General features: G+C 63.3%; 16 protein-coding genes and 2 pseudogenes. 9 read left to right on the forward strand and 9 right to left on the reverse strand.

The annotated features are described in order from the left end of the window. Positions 1 to 106 precede the first annotated feature (106 nt). Positions 107 to 1255: an iron-containing alcohol dehydrogenase gene (locus BO74_RS05795; RefSeq protein ID WP_496440745.1), complete on the reverse strand. Its 1149-nt coding sequence runs from the start codon at positions 1253 to 1255 to the stop codon at positions 107 to 109. A 146-nt stretch (positions 1256 to 1401) separates the two neighbouring features. Here BO74_RS05795 and BO74_RS05800 point away from each other — a divergent pair, with 146 nt between their 5' ends. After that, complete coding sequence (locus BO74_RS05800; protein WP_496440747.1) at positions 1402 to 2370, forward strand: LysR family transcriptional regulator; 969 nt, start codon at positions 1402 to 1404, stop codon at positions 2368 to 2370. Between the two features lie 277 nt (positions 2371 to 2647). Here the strand turns inward: BO74_RS05800 and BO74_RS05805 are convergent, their stop codons facing one another. Next, positions 2648 to 3811 (reverse strand): NADH-dependent flavin oxidoreductase, encoded by a 1164-nt coding sequence (locus tag BO74_RS05805; protein ID WP_496440749.1) that lies wholly within the window; start codon positions 3809 to 3811, stop codon positions 2648 to 2650. Between the two features lie 93 nt (positions 3812 to 3904). Further along, positions 3905 to 5083 (reverse strand): aldo/keto reductase, encoded by a 1179-nt coding sequence (locus tag BO74_RS05810; protein ID WP_496440750.1) that lies wholly within the window; start codon positions 5081 to 5083, stop codon positions 3905 to 3907. Between the two features lie 127 nt (positions 5084 to 5210). Between BO74_RS05810 and BO74_RS05815 the strand changes: the two genes are divergently transcribed. Beyond that, the gene (locus tag BO74_RS05815) at positions 5211 to 6104 is read left to right on the forward strand and encodes a LysR family transcriptional regulator (protein WP_496440751.1); all 894 of its coding nucleotides are present in this window, start codon (positions 5211 to 5213) and stop codon (positions 6102 to 6104) included. A gap of 158 nt (positions 6105 to 6262) precedes the next feature. Here the strand turns inward: BO74_RS05815 and BO74_RS05820 are convergent. Next, a pseudogene (locus BO74_RS05820) lies at positions 6263 to 6451 on the reverse strand (ISAs1 family transposase); the annotation flags it as partial. Next, positions 6448 to 6756, reverse strand: a pseudogene (locus BO74_RS05825) (ISAs1 family transposase); the annotation flags it as partial. The pseudogenes BO74_RS05820 and BO74_RS05825, both read right to left, overlap by 4 nt. 364 nt (positions 6757 to 7120) lie before the next feature. Here BO74_RS05825 and BO74_RS05830 point away from each other — a divergent pair. The 3 genes from BO74_RS05830 to BO74_RS05840 all read left to right on the forward strand — a co-directional run bounded on the left by BO74_RS05830 (position 7121) and on the right by BO74_RS05840 (position 10791). After that, a complete protein-coding gene (locus BO74_RS05830) occupies positions 7121 to 8680 on the forward strand; it encodes an ABC transporter ATP-binding protein (RefSeq protein WP_496440753.1) in 1560 nt (519 codons plus the stop codon). Next, on the forward strand, positions 8667 to 9722 hold the full coding sequence (locus BO74_RS05835) for an ABC transporter permease (protein ID WP_496440754.1): 1056 nt from the start codon (positions 8667 to 8669) through the stop codon (positions 9720 to 9722). The genes BO74_RS05830 and BO74_RS05835 overlap by 14 nt, the downstream gene beginning before the upstream one ends. Before the next feature lie 148 nt (positions 9723 to 9870). Continuing rightward, positions 9871 to 10791, forward strand: coding sequence for an ABC transporter permease (locus BO74_RS05840; protein ID WP_496440756.1), 921 nt, complete (start codon positions 9871 to 9873; stop codon positions 10789 to 10791). A 98-nt stretch (positions 10792 to 10889) separates the two neighbouring features. On the opposite strand, the gene BO74_RS05845 is transcribed toward BO74_RS05840, so the two are convergent. Continuing rightward, a complete protein-coding gene (locus tag BO74_RS05845) occupies positions 10890 to 11825 on the reverse strand; it encodes a dienelactone hydrolase family protein (protein WP_496440757.1) in 936 nt (311 codons plus the stop codon). A gap of 128 nt (positions 11826 to 11953) precedes the next feature. Here BO74_RS05845 and BO74_RS05850 point away from each other — a divergent pair, with 128 nt between their 5' ends. Further along, entirely contained in the window at positions 11954 to 13096 is a 1143-nt protein-coding gene (locus BO74_RS05850; protein ID WP_496440759.1) for a S1C family serine protease, read from the forward strand. 175 nt (positions 13097 to 13271) lie between these two features. Then, positions 13272 to 14699 (forward strand): DHA2 family efflux MFS transporter permease subunit, encoded by a 1428-nt coding sequence (locus BO74_RS05855; protein WP_496440761.1) that lies wholly within the window; start codon positions 13272 to 13274, stop codon positions 14697 to 14699. Positions 14700 to 14715: 16 nt separating this feature from the next. Here BO74_RS05855 and BO74_RS05860 read toward each other — a convergent pair whose 3' ends face one another. Genes BO74_RS05860 through BO74_RS05870 form a run of 3 tightly spaced genes read right to left on the reverse strand, consistent with a single transcriptional unit; the run spans position 14716 to position 16963 of the window. Next, positions 14716 to 15660, reverse strand: a complete 945-nt coding sequence (locus tag BO74_RS05860) for a zinc metalloprotease HtpX (protein WP_496440763.1) — start codon at positions 15658 to 15660, stop codon at positions 14716 to 14718. 7 nt (positions 15661 to 15667) lie between these two features. Next, positions 15668 to 15976 carry a chaperone modulator CbpM gene (locus tag BO74_RS05865; RefSeq protein ID WP_496440765.1) on the reverse strand — a complete coding sequence of 103 codons (309 nt, stop codon included), beginning with the start codon at positions 15974 to 15976 and terminating at the stop codon, positions 15668 to 15670. Between the two features lie 3 nt (positions 15977 to 15979). Continuing rightward, a complete protein-coding gene (locus BO74_RS05870) occupies positions 15980 to 16963 on the reverse strand; it encodes a DnaJ C-terminal domain-containing protein (protein WP_496440767.1) in 984 nt (327 codons plus the stop codon). A 173-nt stretch (positions 16964 to 17136) separates the two neighbouring features. On the opposite strand from BO74_RS05870, the gene BO74_RS05875 reads away from it, so the two are divergent. Both BO74_RS05875 and BO74_RS05880 read left to right on the forward strand, forming a co-directional pair. Further along, positions 17137 to 18306: an FIST N-terminal domain-containing protein gene (locus BO74_RS05875; protein ID WP_496440768.1), complete on the forward strand. Its 1170-nt coding sequence runs from the start codon at positions 17137 to 17139 to the stop codon at positions 18304 to 18306. Next, positions 18303 to 20138 (forward strand): PAS domain-containing hybrid sensor histidine kinase/response regulator, encoded by a 1836-nt coding sequence (locus BO74_RS05880; RefSeq protein WP_496440770.1) that lies wholly within the window; start codon positions 18303 to 18305, stop codon positions 20136 to 20138. The genes BO74_RS05875 and BO74_RS05880 overlap by 4 nt, the downstream gene beginning before the upstream one ends. Position 20139: the final 1 nt, after the last annotated feature.

Below are 20139 nucleotides of genomic sequence, written 5' to 3' on the forward strand. Positions count from 1 at the left end.
TGTATTGAAGATTCGTCATTCCTGCGAAGGCCGGAATCCAGAAAATCCAACGAACCGGACCCCGGCCTTCGCCGGGTGACGAATGGTTCAGCGTCTCTTTGAAGCCTTACAGCGCCTTCCTGAGAATCTCTTCCAGCACATCCTGCGTGTACGTCTCGGCCAACCCGAACCACCGCGCGTTGCCTTCCAGATTTCCGAGGATGGCCGGCAGGTCGGCAGCGGTGATGTTGAGTTGCGAAAGGCGCGTCGGCGTGCCGATCTTGTCGAACCACTTTTCCAGCGCGGCGATGCCTTCTTCTGCCGTCTTCAGACCGAACACCTGCCTGGCAAAGCGCTCGAACTGCGCCGGATTGCGACCGCGGAACCACTTCATCCAGGCCGGCATTACCACCGAGAGGCCTGCGCCGTGCGGCACATTGAACAAGGCTGACAACGAGTGCTCGATCATATGGTTCGGGTAGCCGAAGCCCGACGTGCCGGCGTAGGTGATGCCGTTGAGCGCCAGCGTCGCGGCCCAGGCGAATTCGGCGCGGGCGTTGTAGTCGTGCGGGTCCGCGAGCAGCACCTCGGTGGTTTCGATCACCGTCGTGATCACCGATTCGACCAGGCGCGACTGGATCTTCAGCTGTACCGTGGCGGTGAAATAGCCCTCGATCGAATGCGCAATGACATCGGCTGCCGAATACACGAGGTAGTCGCGCGACACCGTTTGCATCAGTGCGGGATTGACGATGGAGACCTTGGGGAAGGTGTGCCCGGAACCGATGGCAAACTTTTCCTTGGTTGCTTCGTTGGTCACCACGGCCCCGCTGTTCATCTCGCTGCCGGTGGCCGCCAGCGTAAGAATCGAAAAGATCGGCAGCGCGGCTTCGATGGCGGCCTTGCCGATGAACAGGTCCCAGACGTCGCCTTGATACAGCGTGCCGGCGGCGATCGCCTTGGCACTGTCGAGCACCGAACCGCCACCGACGCTGAGGACCGCATCGACCTGATGCCCCCGCGCCAGCGCGATGGCTTCGCGCACTTTCGAGACGACCGGGTTGCTGACGATGCCGCCGCACTCGACGAACCCGATGCCGTGCTGGTTCAGGCTCGCGCTGACGGTGGCGAACAGGCCGTCGCGCTTGATGCGGTCGCTGCCGAAGCAAAGCAGCACTTTCCCGACACCGTGCTCGGCGAGGATCTGGCCGATCAGTTGCTCCTTGTCGGTACCGAATTCAATTCGGGTCGGGTTGAAAAAGGTGAAATTGTCCACTTACGCTTCCTTTTCGAGATAACTGGGAATGACTGGCCGATGCCAGTTGACGGCCCGAACTTTAGCGCGACGATATACATTCAACTAGACACATAATAGTTGAATGATTTACAACTTAAATATACAAATACTGACCCGGGACAACCATGTCGATCAACGAACTACGCTCCATCACCACCTTCGTCCGCACCGTCGAACTAGGCAGCCTGAGCAAGGCCGCGACATCCCAGAACATCTCGCCGCAAGCGGCAAGCAAGGCATTGGGGCAACTGGAAAAGTATCTGGGTGTGCGCCTCTTTCACCGCACCACGCGCAGCATGTCCCTGACCGAGGAGGGGCAGAGATTCCTGGAGGCGGCCCAGCCCGCCCTGTTCGGTTTGCAACAGGCGCTGCAAGGGGCGAGAAAGACACGGGAGGACATCGCCGGGCCGTTGCGCATCGTCGGCCCGCGCACGGTGCTGCAGCCGATCATCGGGCCGGTGCTCGACGAGTACTGCCGGCTCTACCCGGAAGTCCAGCCCGACGTGCAACTCGACGACCGGATCGGCAACTGGGTCGAAGACCGGGTCGACGTCGGCTTCCGCCTCGGCCACGCGCCGCAGGAGGGACTGATCGCCCGGCGCCTGTTCCCCCTTCAGCTCATTATCTGCGCCGACCGAAGCTACCTGCGCAAGTACGGCCGCCCGAAAAGCCTAGCCGATCTCGGCGCCCATCGCTGCAGCGCCTTTCGGCCCTCCAGCGTCGGCCACATTGTCCCCTGGCGCGTCCGGGTGGGCGAGAGCATCCAAGACCAGTACGTCACCCCGGCCTTCTGCACTAACGACGAGGCATTCGAGTTACGCGCGGTGCTCGCTGGCGAGGTAATCGGACAACTGGCCGCACCGACCGCCGCCTCGCTGATTCGCGCCGGTCGTCTGGTGCCGCTGCTTCTCGAACATATGACCGACGTTCACAACCTGTACATCTACTACGGCAGCCGAACTGCGCAGCCGGCCCGCGTGCGCGCCTTCATCGACCTGGCGGTCGAGCGGCTGACCGACAATGCCGAATTCGTCCTTACCAACGAGGAATTGGAGCGAAGCCACGCCAGAGGAATGGAAGCTCTTCGCCCCTGAAAGGTTGAAACATGGGGCATCCGGAATATGGAGGACGATAGTCCCCGGTGATGTTCACCAGACCACTTTGGATTCCGGATCATCGGGGAGGGGGACGATGCTCGGCGAAGTTGCAGTTACACGATGCTTACTTGAATATCCTGGGTCTGAATTCGGCCATGAGCTATCGGTTACTGTTACATTTCAACCGCCAAAAGCGAAGTGTCGACCTTCCCGAATCGCTTGCTCAAAGGAGTGCGTGGGCGTGGGGCCAGTCATGTCTCGTGCTGTCGTCAACCTATCCATGGGAGGCAACTTCAATCGGTTGGCGTTCGGCTTGATCGCGGACGACGTTGAACCATCCTGGCGTGTCTTCGATGATGTTCCACAGCTTCTGCGGAATGGCAAGGCTGGTGACGTCCTGCAACGAAACCGGGGGTTTGCCATCGCTGCCATACCCAGATCTTGCGCGCACAACCCAGTCCGGGTTCATCACCAGTCCCTGACCAACCGCGACAAGCGCAAGCCCTTCATCGATGCCCCGTTCGGCCTGTTCAGCCGTTCGGATCTGCCCCGCTGCGATCAGCGGAACGCGCCCGTCGATGTGATCATGAAGAATGCGCACGATCGTGCGTCCGGACCTGCCGTCGACCGGCTTCTGGTCAATCGCGCTGCTGAGCGACGCGTGAACGTAGCTCACGCCGCCGTCGATGAGGCGATCAATGAGCTGGAGCGAGTCCGCAATCCGCAGACCGCCCTCGTTTACTTCTTCAACCGAGATGCGGTAGCCCAGCGCGAAGGGCCGATCGGCATGTGCCTCAATCGCGCTCTTTACGGCAGCGACGACAGTGAGTGGAAAACGCATCCGGTTTTCGAGCGAGCCACCCCAACGGTCATTACGGCGATTGGTCTGCGGGGAGAAAAAATTCTGGATCAGGAAGCCGTGCGCGCCATGCAACTCGATGCCATCAAACCCCGCAATGATGGCGCGGCGGGTTGCATCGGCGAAGGCTTGAATGACTTCGAGTATTTCTTCTTCGCGAAGCGGGCGCGGCGTAAGGGCGGGGGCAAACGGACCGGATTCACCCTTTACTGCGCTCGCACCCACGACGTCGGAGACCAAAGCTGGCTGTGTTTTCACGCCCGCATGGAAAATCTGAAGAAAAGCGGGAGCGCCGCCGCTTTTGGCAGCTGCTGCCAATCTTGTCAGACTCGGAATGAAACGATCGTCATGGGCGGCAAATTCACCCGTGAAACCGACGCCATTCGCCTGTACATGGGTGCACCCGGTAATGACTAGGCCAACGTCTTTGGCTCGCCGCCGGTAATAGGCCTCTTCATCGTCAGACACCGTGCCATCGTCGTTGCTGGCCCACGTGGTCATCGGCGCCATCGCAATGCGATTGCGCAAAAGGAGGTTAGGCGCGAGTGTAATTGGCTCGAATAATTTGCTGTGTTTCACTTGGCAACTTGCCTTTTGTTAGCGTTGTTCGGCGGCTGCATTAGATCGACAGGCTTGATGGGCCTGTCGATCGCGATGCCGGCAGCCGTGGAATCAGATCGTGTAATCGATCTGGCTCATGTGCTCCTCGCCCATGCGGTCGCCGTACACGACAAACCTGGACAGCGAGGTTTCGATCTCCTGCACGTCTTCCGCCGTAAGATGAACGCGCTGCGCACCGAGATTTTCGAGCAGATGCGCCTCGTTGCGCGTGCCGGGGATCGGGACGATGTTCGGCCCCTTTGCCAGCAGCCATGCCAGCGCAATTTGCGACGGGGTCGCCCCTTTCTTGGCCGCATACGCTTTCAGCCACTCAACGATCGGCATATTCCTGGGCAGGAATTCGGCCGACAAGCGCGGGAAGCCAGAGCGGAAATCCGTCTTCGGATCGAATCGGGTATTCGTGTCGATCTTGCCTGTCAGGAATCCTTCCCCGAGCGGCGCCCACGGCACGAAGCCGATGTCCAGCTCTTTGCAGGTGGCCAGAACACCGTTCAATTCGACATTGCGGGTCCACAGCGAGTATTCGGTTTGAACTGCGGCAACGGGCTGCACGGCATGCGCGCGGCGGATGGTTTTTACGCTCGGCTCGGAGAGGCCGAAGTGCAGAACCTTGCCCTGCCGGATGAGGTCTTTCACCGCACCGGCGACATCCTCAATCGGCACACTCGGATCGACGCGGTGCTGGTAGTAGAGGTCGATGCGATCAGTCCGCAGACGCTTGAGCGATTCCTCGACGACTTTTCTGATGTGCTCGGGTCGGCTGTTCAGCGCGATCGTGCCGTCGATGGCGAAGCCAAATTTCGTGGCGATCTTGACCTGATCACGGACCGACTGGAGGGCTTCACCCACCAACTCTTCATTCGTGTAGGGGCCGTAGACCTCGGCCGTGTCAAAGAAGGTCACGCCATTTTCAAAAGCCTTGCGGATTGTTTTCAGGCCCTGTTCTTTCGGGGCGGGCGGTCCATAGTTCGAGCTGATGCTCATGCACCCGGCACCGATCTCGGACACCTGCATCGTTCCTAGTTTTCGTGGTTTCATCGTGGTGACTCCATTGGGTTTAGTGTTTCTGTCCTGCGCCTGAGCTGATCCGCTTGCGAGCACTGGGCCTATCGCCAGGGATGCACCCAGGAAAGCCGAATTCTTCAAGAACTGACGACGCGCGTTGTCTTCAGATCCGCGTCGATCAGGCGCTTGACCCGTTGGTCGACCAGTTTCGTCATTTGCTGCCATCGCCTTTGCCTCCTGTCAGCAAGGTTCGTCTGCAACAGGTATTGCAGAGCACGTCGTCAAAGTAGCACTCTGCAACCCATATGATTAGAGCCTATAATCTACTTACGCTTATAACGAGGTGTTATCAATGGCGCGGGCGAGTGTGGATGATTTGATCTTCTTTCTGGAGGTGGCCCGGGAGCAGAGCTTCACGCGGGCGGCCGCGAAGCTTGGCGTCTCTCAACCTGCATTGAGTCAGACGATCAGGACTCTTGAACAACGGCTGGGCGTGCGGCTGCTCACCCGCACCACGCGCAGCGTCTCGACTACTGAAGCAGGCGAACGGCTGCTCAACACGATCGGGCCGCACTTTGATGGCATCCACGACGGATTGGCGGCATTGAGCGAACTCAGGGATACGCCGGCAGGCAGGTTACGCATCACCTCGGTCGAACACGCCTCCCAGACAATTCTCGCGCCTGCACTGGCGAAGCTGCTGCCCGACTACCCCGACATCGGTGTCGAAATCATCAACGACTATGGCCTCACCGACATTGCGGCCGATCGCTTTGATGCGGGCATTCGCCTTGGCGAGCAGGTTGCGCAGGACATGATCGCCGTGCGCATCGGGCCGGACTTCGACCAAATTGTCGTGGGAGCGCCCTCGTACTTCAAGAAGCGCAGCAAACCAAAAACGCCGCACGATCTGACCGAGCACCATTGCATCGCGCTTCGCCTACCGACGTCTGGCGGCTTTTGGTCGTGGCCGTTTGTGAAGAATGGGCGCGAGCTGAAGGTGCGCCCTGAAGGACAGTTGGCGTTCAACACGATCGCGCTTCACCTCGATACGGCACTGGCGGGGCTGGGACTGGCCTATCTGCCCGAGGATGTGGTGAAAGACCATTTAGCGAAAGGTCGGCTCGTGCGTGTGCTCGCCGATTGGTCTGTGCGAATGTCAGGCTACCACTTGTATTACCCGAGTCGCCGCCAGAACACTCCCGCATTTTCCCTGCTCGTCGATGCGCTGCGCTATCGGGGATAGCGTAATGGACAAGCCCAAATTATGACTTTTGGATCCCCGTCCCTGCGCCCGTGGGTGTGAACGCTGAACGTTCGTTTCGGAGCAAGCCGACTGGCTCGTTTGAGTCGGACGCTGCCTGACCTGCACGCCTGTTTTCGAGCACGGCAATCGCATGAACATCAAACGAGTCCGAGGAGGTGTTCGCGATAAGCAACGGGGGTAGCGGCGATGAAACGCCGGGCCTTGATGCCGCCTTCACGCTTGATTGGATCGAGGCGGATGAGGTTAAGGGTGATGTGCTTGAGGATGGCGAGGTTATGCGCGGCATGCTTGATCCGTGCGCGCATCTGATCATCGGCAAAGGCGACGGGACGACCGCCCTGACCCAGCGCCGGAAGGCGGCTTCGAATTCGTCCGGGTCGATCAGGCCGAACAGGCGACCGAAGGTGTCGTGCGAGGGAACGCCGTTTTCCAGGCGCAGGTACCGGCGCAACCAGTCGATTCGCTCCCGCGCCCACAGCTCGATCTCGACAAACGTATCCGCACCGACCAGTACCGCGTTAACCGCGATCACCAGCAATTCGACAAGGTCGAGCTCCACCTTGCTCGATTGTCTCGGATCCGTGATCGACACAAAGACGTCCGCGAGTCGCAGTCGGTTTTCTGTTTCCATGTACCACTCCAAAAAGACAGAAAACTACACAATTCAAGGTGCTGTGAACACCCCCTTTGCAACTCGTTGATCGTCAACCACTATTCCAACTGTTAACAACAGCGTCATTCATGCGACTACCCTGGTTTTCGAGTGATAAAGCCCCGTGGCAAACGTGTATCATGCGAACCTTTCCGGCCCGCGTGGTCTGCGGCCGGGATGCCGCGTAGCCAGCCATACGGAAACACACGGACAGCCACGTCATTCTAGGGAAAGCCGGAATGATGGTTTCTGAAAGGTCCGTTTGATTCCTCGTGGCCAACTACCCGTTTCACCCGCCAACATCCTCAGAACAGACAAAGACAACCGCCCTGCCGGAGTACGCATGTCCCAACCCGTTCCCCGCCTGGAATTGATCGGAATCACCAAGCGCTACCCGACCATCGTCGCCAACGAGGACGTGAGCCTCAGCGTCCAGACGGGGGAGATCCACGCAGTACTCGGGGAGAACGGCGCGGGCAAGAGCACGCTGATGAAGATCATCTACGGCGCGGTGAAGGCCGACGCCGGCACGGTGCTGCTCGACGGACACGAGGTCAACATCGCCAACCCGGCGCAGGCCCGGCGTCTCGGCATCGGCATGGTCTTCCAGCATTTCTCGCTGTTCGAGACGCTGACCGTCGCCGAGAACATCGCGCTGGTGCTCGACGAACCGTTCGACCTGCCGGCACTGGCCAAGCGTGTCAAGGAAGTCTCCGAGCACTACGGCCTGCCGCTCGATCCGAACCGGATGGTGCATAGCCTGTCGGTCGGCGAACGCCAGCGCGTCGAGATCGTGCGCTGCCTGCTGCAGAAGCCGAAGCTGCTGATCCTCGACGAGCCGACCTCGGTGCTCACGCCGCAGGCGGTCGTCAAGCTGTTCGAGACGCTGCGCCAACTGGCCTCCGAGGGCGTGTCGATCCTCTACATCAGCCACAAGCTGCACGAAATCCAGTCGCTCTGCGACCATGCGACGATCCTGCGCAACGGCAAGGTCACCGGCAAGGCCGTCCCGCGCGAGGAAACGCCCGGCAGCCTGGCGCGGATGATGATCGGCCGCGAACTGCCGGTATGCGAAGCGCCGATCTACGAAGGCGAGCATCGCCCGGTGCTGACCGTGCAGGGGCTCAGCCTGGAACCGACCTCTCCCTTCGGCACAGCGTTGAAGGACATCTCGCTGATCGTCAACGCCGGCGAGATCCTCGGCATCGCCGGCATCTCTGGCAACGGGCAGGCCGAACTGCTCTCGGCGCTGTCCGGCGAAGTGACGGTCGACAAGGAAACGATCCGCCTCGACGGCAAGCCGATCGGCCATCTCAATTCCGGCCAGCGACGCAACCGCGGCATCGTCTACGTGCCGGAAGAACGCCTCGGCCGCGGCGCGGTGCCGCCACTGTCGCTCTCGCACAACGCGCTGCTCACCGCGCACCGCCAGGGCATGAAGAACTGGGGTCTGGTGCGCTACGGCAAGGCGCGGGACTACGCCGACGAATGCGTCAACCGCTTCGACGTGCGCGGCGCCGACGCGTCGACCAACGCCCGCTCGCTTTCCGGCGGCAACCTGCAGAAGTTCATCGTCGGCCGCGAGATCATGCTGAAGCCCGAGGTGATGATCGTCGCCCAGCCAACCTGGGGCGTCGACGTCGGCGCCTCCGCGATCCTGCGCCAGGCCCTGCTCGACCTCTCGCGCACCGGCGTGGCGATCCTGGTGGTTTCCGAGGAACTGGAAGAGCTGTTCGAGATCGCCGACCGCATCGCCGTGCTCGCCCAGGGCCGCCTGTCGCCGGCACAGCCGCGCGCGGAACTCAACGCGGAAAAGGTCGGCCTGCAAATGGCCGGCCTGTTCGACCATGCCGAAGACGGCAGTGTCCCCGCATCGATGGAGTTGACTAATGCATCTGCTTGAACCCCGGCCCCATCCCTCGCGCGTGATGCGCTGGACTGCGCCGCTGATCGCCGTGGCGGCAACGCTGCTGACCGGCTCCTTCCTGTTCTGGATGCTCAGCAAGCCGGTGCTGACCTCGTTCCACGTCTTCTTCATCCAGCCGCTGGAAAGCGGTTACGGCTGGAGCGAACTGCTGATCAAGGCCTGCCCGCTGATCCTCATCGCGCAGGGGCTGGCCATCGGCTTCAAGGCGCGCATCTACAACATCGGCGCCGAGGGGCAGCTGATCGTCGGCGCGCTTTTCGGCGGCGGCGTGGCGATCGCCACCGAGGGAATGGACGCGGCCTGGATCGTGCCGGCGATGGTTGTCGCCGGCGCCATCGGCGGCGCGCTGTGGGGCGCGATCCCGGCCCTGCTGAGGACGCGCTTCAACGCCTCCGAAACGCTGACCACGCTGATGCTCAGCTATGTCGCCAGCCTGATCCTCGCCTACATGGTCAACGGCCCGTGGCGCGACCCGGAGGGGATGAACTTCCCGCAATCGATCATGTTCGGCGACAGCGCCCTGTTCTCGATCCTGCTCGAAGGCTCGCGGGTCAATACCTCGGTGTTCATCACCATCGCCGCCGTTCTCGTTTTCTGGATCTTCAACGCCAGGAGCTTCATGCACTTCCAGATCGAAGTCGGCGGACTGGCGCCGGCCGCTTCGCACTACGCCGGCTTCTCGGCCAAGCAGACGGTGTGGTTCTGCCTGGTGATGTCCGGGCTGACCGCGGGCATCGCCGGCGTCGGCGAAATCGCCGGGCCGGTCGGGCAACTGAACCTGAACATCTCGCCGGGCTACGGTTTCGCCGCGATCATCGTCGCCTACCTCGGTCGCCTGCACGCGCTCGGCATCGTCCTCGCCGGCTTCCTGATGGCGCTGATCTATCTCGGCGGCGAAGCCGCGCAGGTCAGCCTGCAGATGCCCTACGCCATCACCGGCATCTTCCAGGGCATGCTGCTGTTCTTCCTGCTCGGCTCGGACGTGTTCATCGACAACCGCATTCGCCGGCTCGTGTGACCGAAAACCAGAAACATATGAAACATCCACCGTCATTCCGGCGAAAGCCGGAATCCAGAAATTCGGGGCGCCGAGTGGATCCCGGCCTTCGCCGGGATGACGAAGCCCTGTGATGTTCTGAACCGCTGACACTCAACGACAAACGCCCATGATCGACCATCTGATCCCCATCCTGGCCGGCACCCTTGGCGCCGCCGTGCCACTCATCTTCGCCGGCCTCGGTGAACTGGTCGCCGAACGCACCGGCGTGATCAACCTCGGTGTCGAGGGCATGATGCTGGTCGGCGCGATTGCCGGCTTCGCCGCCGCCGCCGAGACCGGCTACGGTGTCGCGGCCGGCCTACCCGCAGGTGCCCTGGCCGGTGCCGCCACCGCGATGATCTTCGGCTTCTTCGCGCTCTCGCTGGCGGCCAACCAGGCGGCCTGCGGGCTGGCGCTCACCATCTTCGGCATCGGTCTCTCCGCCTTCATCGGCCAGCACTACGTCGCCTACAGCCTGCCGGGCCTGAAGCCGATCGCCATTCCGCTGCTCTCCGACATCCCGCTGCTTGGCCCGATCCTGTTCAGGCAGGACTGGGTCGTCTATCTCTCGTTCCTGGCTTTCGCCGGCATTGCCTGGACGCTGGCCAAAACGCGCCTCGGCCTGCTGCTCAAGGCCATCGGCGAATCGCCGGAGTCGGCACACGCCATCGGCTACCCGGTGATCAGCATCCGCTTCGGCGCGGTGGCGTTCGGCGGCGCAATGGCCGGCATCGCCGGCGCCTACCTCTCCACCGTCTATACGCCGCTGTGGGTGCAGAACATGAGTGCCGGCCGCGGCTGGATCGCCGTGGCGCTTGTCGTCTTCGCCTCGTGGAAACCGGCGCGGCTGATGCTCGGTGCCTACCTGTTCGGCGCGGTGACGATCCTGCAGTTCCACGCGCAAGGCCTCGGCATCATGGTCCCGGTGCAGCTTCTCGCCGCCCTGCCCTACGTGGCGACGATCGTCGTGCTGGTCGTCATCTCGCGCGACCGCCGCGTGCTGCAGAACAACCTGCCGGCGTCACTCGGCAAGCCGTTCCTGCCGTAAAAGAAACGCTGAACTATTCGTCACCCCGGCGAAAGCCGGGGTCCCGTTCGTTGAATTTTCTGGATTTCGGCATGCGCCGGAATGACGAGTCTTGCCATTCACGCGAGATGCTTGCGGAAGTGCGCCAGCGTCCGCTCCCATGAGAGCTTGGCTGCCTCGGCGTTGTAGCGCGGGGTCGAGTCGTTGTGGAAGCCGTGCTGGGTCCCCGGGTAGGTATGCACCTGGTAATCGACGCCCGCGGCTTTCAGCGCCGTCTCGAACGCCGGATAGGTGGCGTTGATCCGCTCGTCGTTTTCAGCCAGATGGCACACCAGCGGCGCCTTGATGTTGGCGACGCTGGCCGTATCGGCCGCGACGCCGTAGTACGGCGCGCCGGCCTGCATGTCGGCACCAAGTGTTGCGGCAAGATAATTGACGATGCCGCCGCCATAGCAGAACCCGGTCACGCCCAGTTTCTTCGTCGACAGCGCATGATTCTTCAGGAACACGGCGCTGTTCAGGAGGTCGGTGCGCAGCTTCGCCTGGTCCAGCTTCATCTGCAGGGCACGCCCGTCGTCGTCGTTGCCGGGATAACCACCGAGCGGATGGAGGCCGTCCGGCGCGAGCGCGAGGAAGCCTTCGACCGCCAGCCGGCGCGCGACGTCTTCGATGTACGGGTTGAGACCGCGGTTCTCGTGAACCACCAAAACCACCGGGAACGGCCCGTTACCCGAGGGCTGGACGAGATAGCCGCGCATCGTCCCCGAATTTCCGCCGGGCGACGGATAGGTCACGTACGAGCCTTTCAGGCGGGTGTCGGTGAAGGAAATCGTCTGCGCCTGCGCGTAGTTCGGCAGCAACGATTCGGCCATGGCCAGCGCGGAACCGCCGACCACCACCATCGCGGCGGCACGCGAGAGAAACTCGCGCCGGTCGATGCGGCCGTGGCAGTACTCGTCGTAGAGATCGAAAACCCGCTGGTCGATTTCCTGCTGGGTGATGCCTTGCGGTGCAGCCGTGGGTTCATTGCGCGATTCGCTCATGATTTGGCTCATGGTTCGGCTCCTGGAAAAGTGATTGACCGGTGATTAACGCTGCTCGCGCTAGACAACTTTCTTGCCGGGAAGTGCCGAACGAGCCGGTAAAATCGGCGCCGTACACTTATTCACGGTCTCCCGCCCCCATGCCCTATCCTGCCCCCCGCGACCCGTCCCGCTTCCAGTCCCGTCTTCTCTGGCTGACCGTAGCCGCCGCCCTGCTGATCCTGCTCAACCATTTCCTGCCACGCATCGAAGCCTGGTTCGCTCCGAGCGACGCGGTGCCACGGACCGTCACGGCGCGCGGCGATCTCGCCGCCGACGAAAAGGCGACGATCGAACTGTTCGAGAAGGCCAGGGATTCGGTGGTGTTCATCACCACGCGTTCGCAGGGGCGCGACTTCTGGACGCGCAACGTGTTCACCGTGCCGCGCGGCACGGGGTCCGGCTTCATCTGGGACGATGCCGGTCATCTCATCACCAACTTTCACGTGATCGAGAACGCCAGCGAGGCGATCGTCCGCCTGGCCGATGGCCGTGACTATCAGGCCGCGCTGGTCGGCACCAGCCCGGCGCACGACATCGCGGTGCTGCGCATCGGCGTCGGCTTCAAGCGCCCGCCGCCAGTGCCGCTCGGCACCAGCAACGACCTGCGTGTCGGGCAGAAGGTGTTCGCCATCGGCAACCCGTTCGGCCTCGACTGGACGCTGACCAGCGGCATCGTCTCGGCGCTTGACCGTTCGCTCGGTAGTGAAGGAGGCAGAAGCGTGGAGCACCTGATCCAGACCGATGCGGCGATCAACCCGGGCAACTCGGGCGGACCGCTGCTCGATTCAGCCGGCCGGCTGATCGGCATCAACACGGCGATCTACAGCCCGAGCGGCGCCTCGGCCGGCATCGGCTTCGCCGTCCCGGTCGACACCGTCGCCCGCGTCGTGCCGCAGCTGATCGCCAAGGGCAAATACATCCGGCCGGTGCTCGGCATCCAGATCGACGACGGACTCAATGAGCGTCTGGTCCGTTCGTTCGCTACGCCGGGCGTCTACGTCCTCAAGGTCAGTCCCGGCTCGGCGGCGGATACCGCGGGACTCAAGGGGGCGCAAATCACCCGGGACGGCGGGATCGCACCGGGCGATATCATTACGGGGATCAACGGCAAACCGGTCGACGGCGTCGCTCGCTACCTGTCGCGCATCGACGATTTCCAGATTGGCGAAACGGTCACCGTGACGATCCGGCGCGGCGAGCAGCAACTCGACCTCCCGATCACCTTGCAACCTGAATCCTGAAAGCGGCCGACGATCACTATTGGTTCGGCGAGATAATGTTTGAATTCGTCACCCCGGCGAAAGCCGGGGTCCAGTCGGCGATTACTCTCAAATACTGGATACCGGCCTACGCCGGTATGACGGGGTCTTTAAATTTCATCGTACCGAAGCAATAAATCAACACTTCTCCCCTGAAATGCCTCTGCTGCCTCCTGCCCGCTCGTTCGATACGCTTTCGCTCCGCTACGGCGCCCGCTACAAATGGCTGGCGATGCTCGTCGTCGCCCTCGGCACCATCTCCGGCGTGCTGTCGACCTCCAGCTTCAACGTCGCCGTTCCGGCCTTGACCCGCGCCTTCGCCCTTGGCCAGGAACAGGTGCAATGGGTAATGACCGGCTTCATGGGGGCGATGACGGTTTCCATGCTGCCCGCGCCCTGGCTGCTCGAACGTCTGGGATTCCGCAAGCTTTTTCTCGGCGCGGTTCTCGCACTGCTGGTCACCAGCGTTGCCGGCTTTTTTGCACCGACCTTCCCGCTCGTGGTCGCCGCACGCATCGCTCAAGGCATCGCCACGGGGGTACTGCAACCGCTCGGCCCGCTGGCCGTAATGCGCCTGTTTCCGCCGGACAGCCAGGGCCGCGCCTCGGGGATTCTGACCTTCGGCATCGTGCTCATGCCGGCAATCGCCCCCGCCGCAGGTGGCGCATTGCTCGACGCTTTCGGCTGGAGAACAATTTTCCTGCTCAACCTGCCGTTCTGCCTCGCTGCATTGGTCCTGGCGCTGATTTTCCTGCCGCTGCCCCGCGAAATACAACGGAAGCCGTTCGACTGGACCGGGGTAGCGCTGCTGACACTGGCCTCCCTTGTCCTGGTCGAGACCGTGTCGAGCCTGCAGCACAGCGGGTTGCTGACGCTCTGGACCTTGGGGCACCTCGCGCTGGCCACTACCGCCATAGTGCTTTTCATCCGTCATGCCCGCCGCCGGAAAAACCCGGTCATCAGCCTTGGCCTGTTCCGCCATCGCGCCTTTTCGATGGGAACGATCGTCTCCTTCGCCTACGGGTTCGGCCTCTTCGGCTCGACCTACCTGATTCCCGTCTTCCTGCAGAACGCGCAGGGGTTCACCGCCGCCGCCGCAGGCTCGACGCTGATCCCGTCGGGGATCGCGCTGCTGGCGACGATCCCGATTGCCGGCCGGATGGCGGACCGCTTGCCGCCGCATTGGCTCACCGTCGCCGGCATGGGCCTGCTCGGGACCTCGTTCCTCGCCTTCGCCCTGCTCGGCGGAACGATCACCACGACCGGCATCATCGCCGTCACGGTGTGGGGGCGCATCGGCCTCGGGCTGATTCTGCCGGCGCTGACGCTTTCGGTGCTGCGCCATCTCGAACCGCACCAGCTCGGTCAGTCCTCGGTCGTCGTCAGCTATTCGCGCCAGCTAGGCGGCGTCATGGGCATTGCCGTCATTGCCGTCTTCGTCGCCTGGCGAGAAAGCATTCACGGAACAAGCACGGCGGGCATCCACACCGCCTACGCGCAAGGCTTTCTCCTGCTGGCCGCGGTATTCGCCCTGGCGCTGGCAGCCGCGCTACAGATGAAGCCTCCGCGCGCGCAACGTGGTTGAGCGCCCCTGAAGCCAGCTATCGCCACAAACCGCCGATCGTCCAGCGTGGGCGTTGCCTGACGTTTCCGAGCGTATCCGGACGCACCGTCCCGACGTCCTGCCAATAGGCGGATTCCGCCGCCGGAGCCAATTCACGCAAGCGACGGATACGCTCTTCGGTTTCCGGATGCGTACGCAACCAGGACGGTTCGGGATTGCCCCTGCCCGGCATGAAAAGGCCGCGCCAGGAGCGGCTGCGCCCTTCGATGCGCGCCAAGGCGGAGGCGAGGCCGCGCGGGTCGCCGGTCAGCGCCGCGGCGGTGAGATCCGCGTCGAATTCGCGTACCCGCGACAGGCCGAGCTGCGAAAGCATGGCCAGGTGCGGCGAAAATATCAGCAAGAGGAACCCGGCCCAATTGATCGTGCCCGCGCCGGTCAGCAGCGCCGGCAGGGAAAACAGGATGAGGAACTGCCCGAGCAGCGCAAACAGGCTGGTCAGCCGGCTGACGTAGTCGGCGAGGCCCATCACGCGCAGGTCGCCGTGCGCGATGTGCGCGGTTTCATGGGCGAGGACGCCTGCGATTTCCCGCGGCGGCAACTGTGCAAGCAGGCCGTGGGTGAGCGCGATGGCCGCGTGCCGGCGGTTGCCGACGGCGAAGGCGTTGATCAGCGGACTCGGAGCGTAATACAGCTCCGGCACCGCCGGCAGTCCCGCGCGCCGCGCGATGTCCTCCATCAGGCGCCAGAGATCCGGCGCTGCGTGCGGATGAATCGGGCGCGCCTGATACAGGCGCAGCGTCAGCCTCGATGCCGCCGGTTCGACCAGCAGCGCCACGGCGCAGGCCACCAGCGCCATCCACAGACCGTCCGGGCCGACCAGCAGAAAACCGGCCAGTGCGGTGATGCCGACCAGCGAAAGCACCAGCAGCGCCGTCTGGAGACGATTGCTCCAGGCGTGGCGGTGCCAGAGTTCGCTTGCCACGGTGGATTCACTCCCGCAAGTCGCGACCAGCGATCCGGCGCAACGCGTCCATTTCCTCGAGCATGTCGGCCACCAGCGCCGCCAGTTCAGGCACCGCGTCGAAATTGCGCTCCAGGTCGTGCATACGTCGGGCGCGCACCAGAGACGCGGCGGAAAAGCGCCAGATGCCGGCGACGCTCTCGGCGCCAGGAAGCAGCCCTTCGTCGAGGTGGCGCATCAGCCAGTCGGGCTCGACACGGCAGGCGGCCGCGATCTGTTCCAGCGTCAACCAGCTTTCTTCCATCAGCGTGCCGATCAGGATGTCGTCGTCGCGCATGGCTTATCTCCCTGTCGAGCGGCGCGGGTCGAACGGCAACTCGCGCGCCATGGTCTCGTAAATCTCGCGTGCCCGCGCCGTATCGGCCGGCGGCAGGACGACCTGAAGCGTCAGGAGCAAATCGCCGGGCGGATTGCCTGCGACGCTGCCCGGCAAGCCCTTGCCGCGCACGCGCAAGGTACCGCCGCCTTGCGCCCCGGCGGGCACCCGGACCTTGAGCGCCCCCGCCGGGAGATCGACCGTCACGACGGCGCCGAGCGCGGCTTCCCACGGCGCCACCGGCAGATCGAGATGCAGGTCGCGCCCTTCGACGCGCAGGCGCTCATGCGGCTGGAAATGCACTTCGAGCAGCAGGTCGCCGGCCGGCGCGCCGCTGTATCCCGGCGCCCCCTGCCCGGCCAGCCGGATGATCTGCCCTTCGCGGACGCCGACCGGGATCTTCACGTTCAACGTCCGCGTCTCGACGGTGACATGCCCCTGGGCGTCTACCCGGGGTACACGCAGGCTGATCTGCCGGGTAGCGCCATGGAACGCATCGTCGATGTCGAGGACGACCTTCGCATGGTGATCCTCGCCGCGTATCCTGAAGTTCCCGGCACCACGCCCGGCATGAAACGCGCCACCCATACTGCCCCCGCCCCCGCCCATGTGGCCGAAAAGCTGCGAGAAGAAATCGCTGAAGCCGGCGGCGTCGCCGGGCGAAAAGCCGTGCGTGGAGAACTCGAACCCCGTATCCCAGTCGGGCGGCGGCCGGAATTCCTGCCCGGGCTGATAACCGCTGCCGAGCTGATCGTACGCTGCGCGCCGCTCGGGATCGGAGAGGACCGTGTAGGCCTCGTTGATCTCCTGCATGCGCTGCTCGGCGTCCTTTTCCTTCGAAACATCCGGGTGGTACTTGCGCGCCAGCTTGCGGAAGGATTTCTTGATCTCCTCCGCCGTCGCCTCGCGCTTCACCCCGAGCGTCTGGTAATAATCCTTGAATTGCATGAAAGCTCCATTTCTACGGGCTCTCGAGTGGCCTTCGTCATCCCAAGATGGCATCTGCCGCGGCGCATTTCAAGTCTCTGAAAAAAACGAGGAATATCGTTTCAACGTGGATAACTCATCGGTCATTACGTATACTCGCAGCCTTCCCACTCCATCATGCCAAGGCAGGCTGCATGAACGACCGCACCAGCATCCGCGCAGCCCACTCGTGTGCGGAAAATGCCCAGGACGCCGTACGCGAATTTCACCGCGCGGTCTATCAGGACAACACGGCGCTGGTCGTCTTCTTTTGCTCGGCGGCGTACGACAGCGATGCCCTGGCGGAGGAAATGAACCGTCTGTTCCGGGGTGTTCAGGTGGTCGGCTGCACGACGGCGGGGGAGATTGGCACGGCCGGCTACCGCGACTTCAGCCTCAGCGGCATCAGTTTCTCCTCCAACGACTTCACCGCCGTCAGCGCCTGCACCGAAAACCTGCAGGCATTCGAAACCGTGCGGGGACACGCACTGGTCGATTCACTGCAGCGCGAGCTGGACAGCCGCCTGTTCCCGCAGGCCTCGGCCAACTCGAATTGCGTCGCCCTGCAGTTGATCGACGGGCTTTCGCTCCGAGAGGAGGCCGTTTCGCGTGTGCTGCAGAGCGCGCTCGGCCGCACGCCCCTGGTCGGAGGATCGGCCGCCGACAGCCTGAGCATGAAGAAGAGCCGCGTCTATTCCGGCGGGCAGTTTCACGATGACGCGTCCGTCCTGATCCTGCTGGCCTCGCGCGTTCCCTGCACCGTGTTCCGCACCCATCACCTTGAACCGATGCCGGAACGCCTGGTGGTGACGGAAGCCGACCCCGCCCGCAGAACCGTATTCGAACTCAACGGCCTCCCTGCCGCCGGGGAGTTGTCACGGGCACTTGGCCAGAGTCTGGAAGGCGCCGACTTGTGGCACATGCTCGACCGCACGATCATCGTGCTGATCAACGGCGAAAGCTACGTGCGTGCCCTGAACGCGATCAACCCCGACCACAGCCTGACCTTCTTCTGCGCCATAGAGAAAGGAACGGTGCTGCGCATCGCTCGCAGCGCAGGCCTTCTGCCCAAGCTCGAACGGGCCTTCGCCGACATTCGCGCCAAGGTCGGCACGCCCCAATGCGTGCTCGGCTTCGACTGTTCCCACCGCAAGCTGGCCATCATGCGCAGTCCGGAACGCGAGAAAATCGCGGCTCTGATGCTCGACAATCGCACCACCGGCTTCTGCACCTACGGCGAGCAGTATCGCGGCCTGCACATGAACCAGACGTTCGTCGGTATCGCTTTCGGCACTTCCAACGTTCCCGGCGAGAGAGGCCAATGATGCCAGCCAATCCGGGTGAAGCCAACGAAGCGTTGCTGCAGGCGGAAATCCTCCGCCTGAACAAGATCATCGACGTGCTGATGGACCGCGCCGAAAGCGGCTCCAACCGCTTCGATGCCGATTTCGGGCTGCAGCAGACGACGATCCTGCTCGAGGACCAGGTGCGGTTGCGTACCGCCGAACTGGAAGCGGCAATCCGCGAACTGGAACGCTCAAACCGCAGCCTGCGCGAGTCCGAGGAGCGCTTCTCGCGGATGTTCCGCGAACACGCCGCAACCATGCTGCTGATCGAACCGGCCAGTGGCAAGCTGATCGATGCCAACGAGGCGGCGCAACGCTTTTACGGCTACCCGCGCGACGTGTTGCTCGATATGAACATCGGCGACATCAACGTGCTCCCTGCCGGAACGTGCCGGGACAAGCGTTACGCCGTACTCACCGGAACGCAACAGACCTTCGTCTTCCCCCACAGGATCGCTTCCGGCGAAACGCGGACCGTCGAAGTACACAGCGCCCCGATCACCGTCGACGGCAGCACGCTGATCTTCTCGGTCATCCACGACATCAGCGAGCGCAAGCGGGTCGAAGACGAACTCGAACAGCACCGCAACCATCTGGAAGAACTCGTCGTCGCGCGCACGGCGGAACTTGCCGACGCCCGCGATGCGGCCGAGGCGGCCAGCCGGGCGAAAAGCGTCTTCCTGGCCAACATGAGCCACGAACTGCGCACCCCGCTCAACGGCATCATCGGCATGACCGAACTGGCCCGGCGCCGCGCCACCGACCCGGTCCTGATCGGGCAACTCGACCAGAGTGCCAAGGCGACGCGGCACCTGCGAGCGATCATCAACGACATCCTCGACATCTCGCGCATCGAGGCCGACCGTCTGACGCTGGAGAACTACGATTTCAACCTCGCCGACGCCGTCGACGAAGCCGTTTTCCTGCATCAGCCGCGGGCACAGGCCAAGGGACTCGGGCTGTCGGTGGACATTGCGCCGGCCATCCCGGCATTTCTGTGCGGCGATGCCTTGCGCCTGAAGCAGACGCTGATCAACTTCATCGACAACGCGATCAAGTTCTCGGAACACGGCGACATCCGCATCCGGGTTTTCCCGGTTGCCGGCGAGGAAACGGGCAACGTTCTCCTGCTGCGCTTCGAGGTCAGCGATCAGGGTATTGGCCTGACGCCGGAACAGCAAGCGCGGCTGTTCCAGCCCTTCACCCAGGCCGACGACTCGACCACCCGCCGCTTCGGCGGCACCGGTCTCGGGCTGACCATCGCCACGCGAATCGCCCGGCTGATGGACGGCGACACGGGAGTGGTCAGCGAGCACGGCCAAGGCAGCACGTTCTGGTTCACCGCCCGGCTGGGCAAGCGCAGCAAGCCGGAACAAGCTCGCCAGACGGATCAGGGTGACACCGGCACCAACGACGGAGGATTCACGGCCCGCCACCGCATCCTCGTCGCCGAGGACGATGCTGTCAGCCAGGAGGTCATCCGGATGCTCCTCGAAGACGCCGGCCTGGAGGTACACATCGCCGGCAACGGCCACGAGGCGGTCGAACGCGCACGCGACGGCGGCTATGCGCTGATTCTGCTCGACGTGCAGATGCCGGTGATGGACGGTCTCGAAGCCTGCCGACACCTCCGCAAAGGGCAGGAAACCCGCCACCTGCCGATTCTGGCGATGACCGCCAACGCCTTCGCCGAGGATCGCGAACGCTGCCTCGCCGCCGGGATGAACGACCACATTGCCAAGCCGGTCGACCCCGAAGCGCTGATCGCCACGCTGCAGCGCTGGATCGAAAAGGAAACGCTGCCCGAGTAGT

It is taken from the genome of Propionivibrio pelophilus DSM 12018 (assembly GCF_059569095.1).

Bases quoted from the DNA above. Each gene is read 5' to 3' on its own strand.
- BO74_RS05800 (WP_496440747.1), top strand. From the start codon at position 1,402: ATGTCGATCAACGAACTACGCTCCATCACCACCTTCGTCCGCACCGTC.
- BO74_RS05810 (WP_496440750.1), bottom strand. From the start codon at position 5,083: ATGGCAGCAAATGACGAAACTGGTCGACCAACGGGTCAAGCGCCTGAT.
- BO74_RS05815 (WP_496440751.1), top strand. From the start codon at position 5,211: ATGGCGCGGGCGAGTGTGGATGATTTGATCTTCTTTCTGGAGGTGGCC.
- BO74_RS05830 (WP_496440753.1), top strand. From the start codon at position 7,121: ATGTCCCAACCCGTTCCCCGCCTGGAATTGATCGGAATCACCAAGCGC.
- BO74_RS05835 (WP_496440754.1), top strand. From the start codon at position 8,667: ATGCATCTGCTTGAACCCCGGCCCCATCCCTCGCGCGTGATGCGCTGG.
- BO74_RS05840 (WP_496440756.1), top strand. From the start codon at position 9,871: ATGATCGACCATCTGATCCCCATCCTGGCCGGCACCCTTGGCGCCGCC.
- BO74_RS05845 (WP_496440757.1), bottom strand. From the start codon at position 11,825: ATGAGCCAAATCATGAGCGAATCGCGCAATGAACCCACGGCTGCACCG.
- BO74_RS05850 (WP_496440759.1), top strand. From the start codon at position 11,954: ATGCCCTATCCTGCCCCCCGCGACCCGTCCCGCTTCCAGTCCCGTCTT.
- BO74_RS05855 (WP_496440761.1), top strand. From the start codon at position 13,272: ATGCCTCTGCTGCCTCCTGCCCGCTCGTTCGATACGCTTTCGCTCCGC.
- BO74_RS05865 (WP_496440765.1), bottom strand. From the start codon at position 15,976: ATGCGCGACGACGACATCCTGATCGGCACGCTGATGGAAGAAAGCTGG.
- BO74_RS05870 (WP_496440767.1), bottom strand. From the start codon at position 16,963: ATGCAATTCAAGGATTATTACCAGACGCTCGGGGTGAAGCGCGAGGCG.
- BO74_RS05875 (WP_496440768.1), top strand. From the start codon at position 17,137: ATGAACGACCGCACCAGCATCCGCGCAGCCCACTCGTGTGCGGAAAAT.
- BO74_RS05880 (WP_496440770.1), top strand. From the start codon at position 18,303: ATGATGCCAGCCAATCCGGGTGAAGCCAACGAAGCGTTGCTGCAGGCG.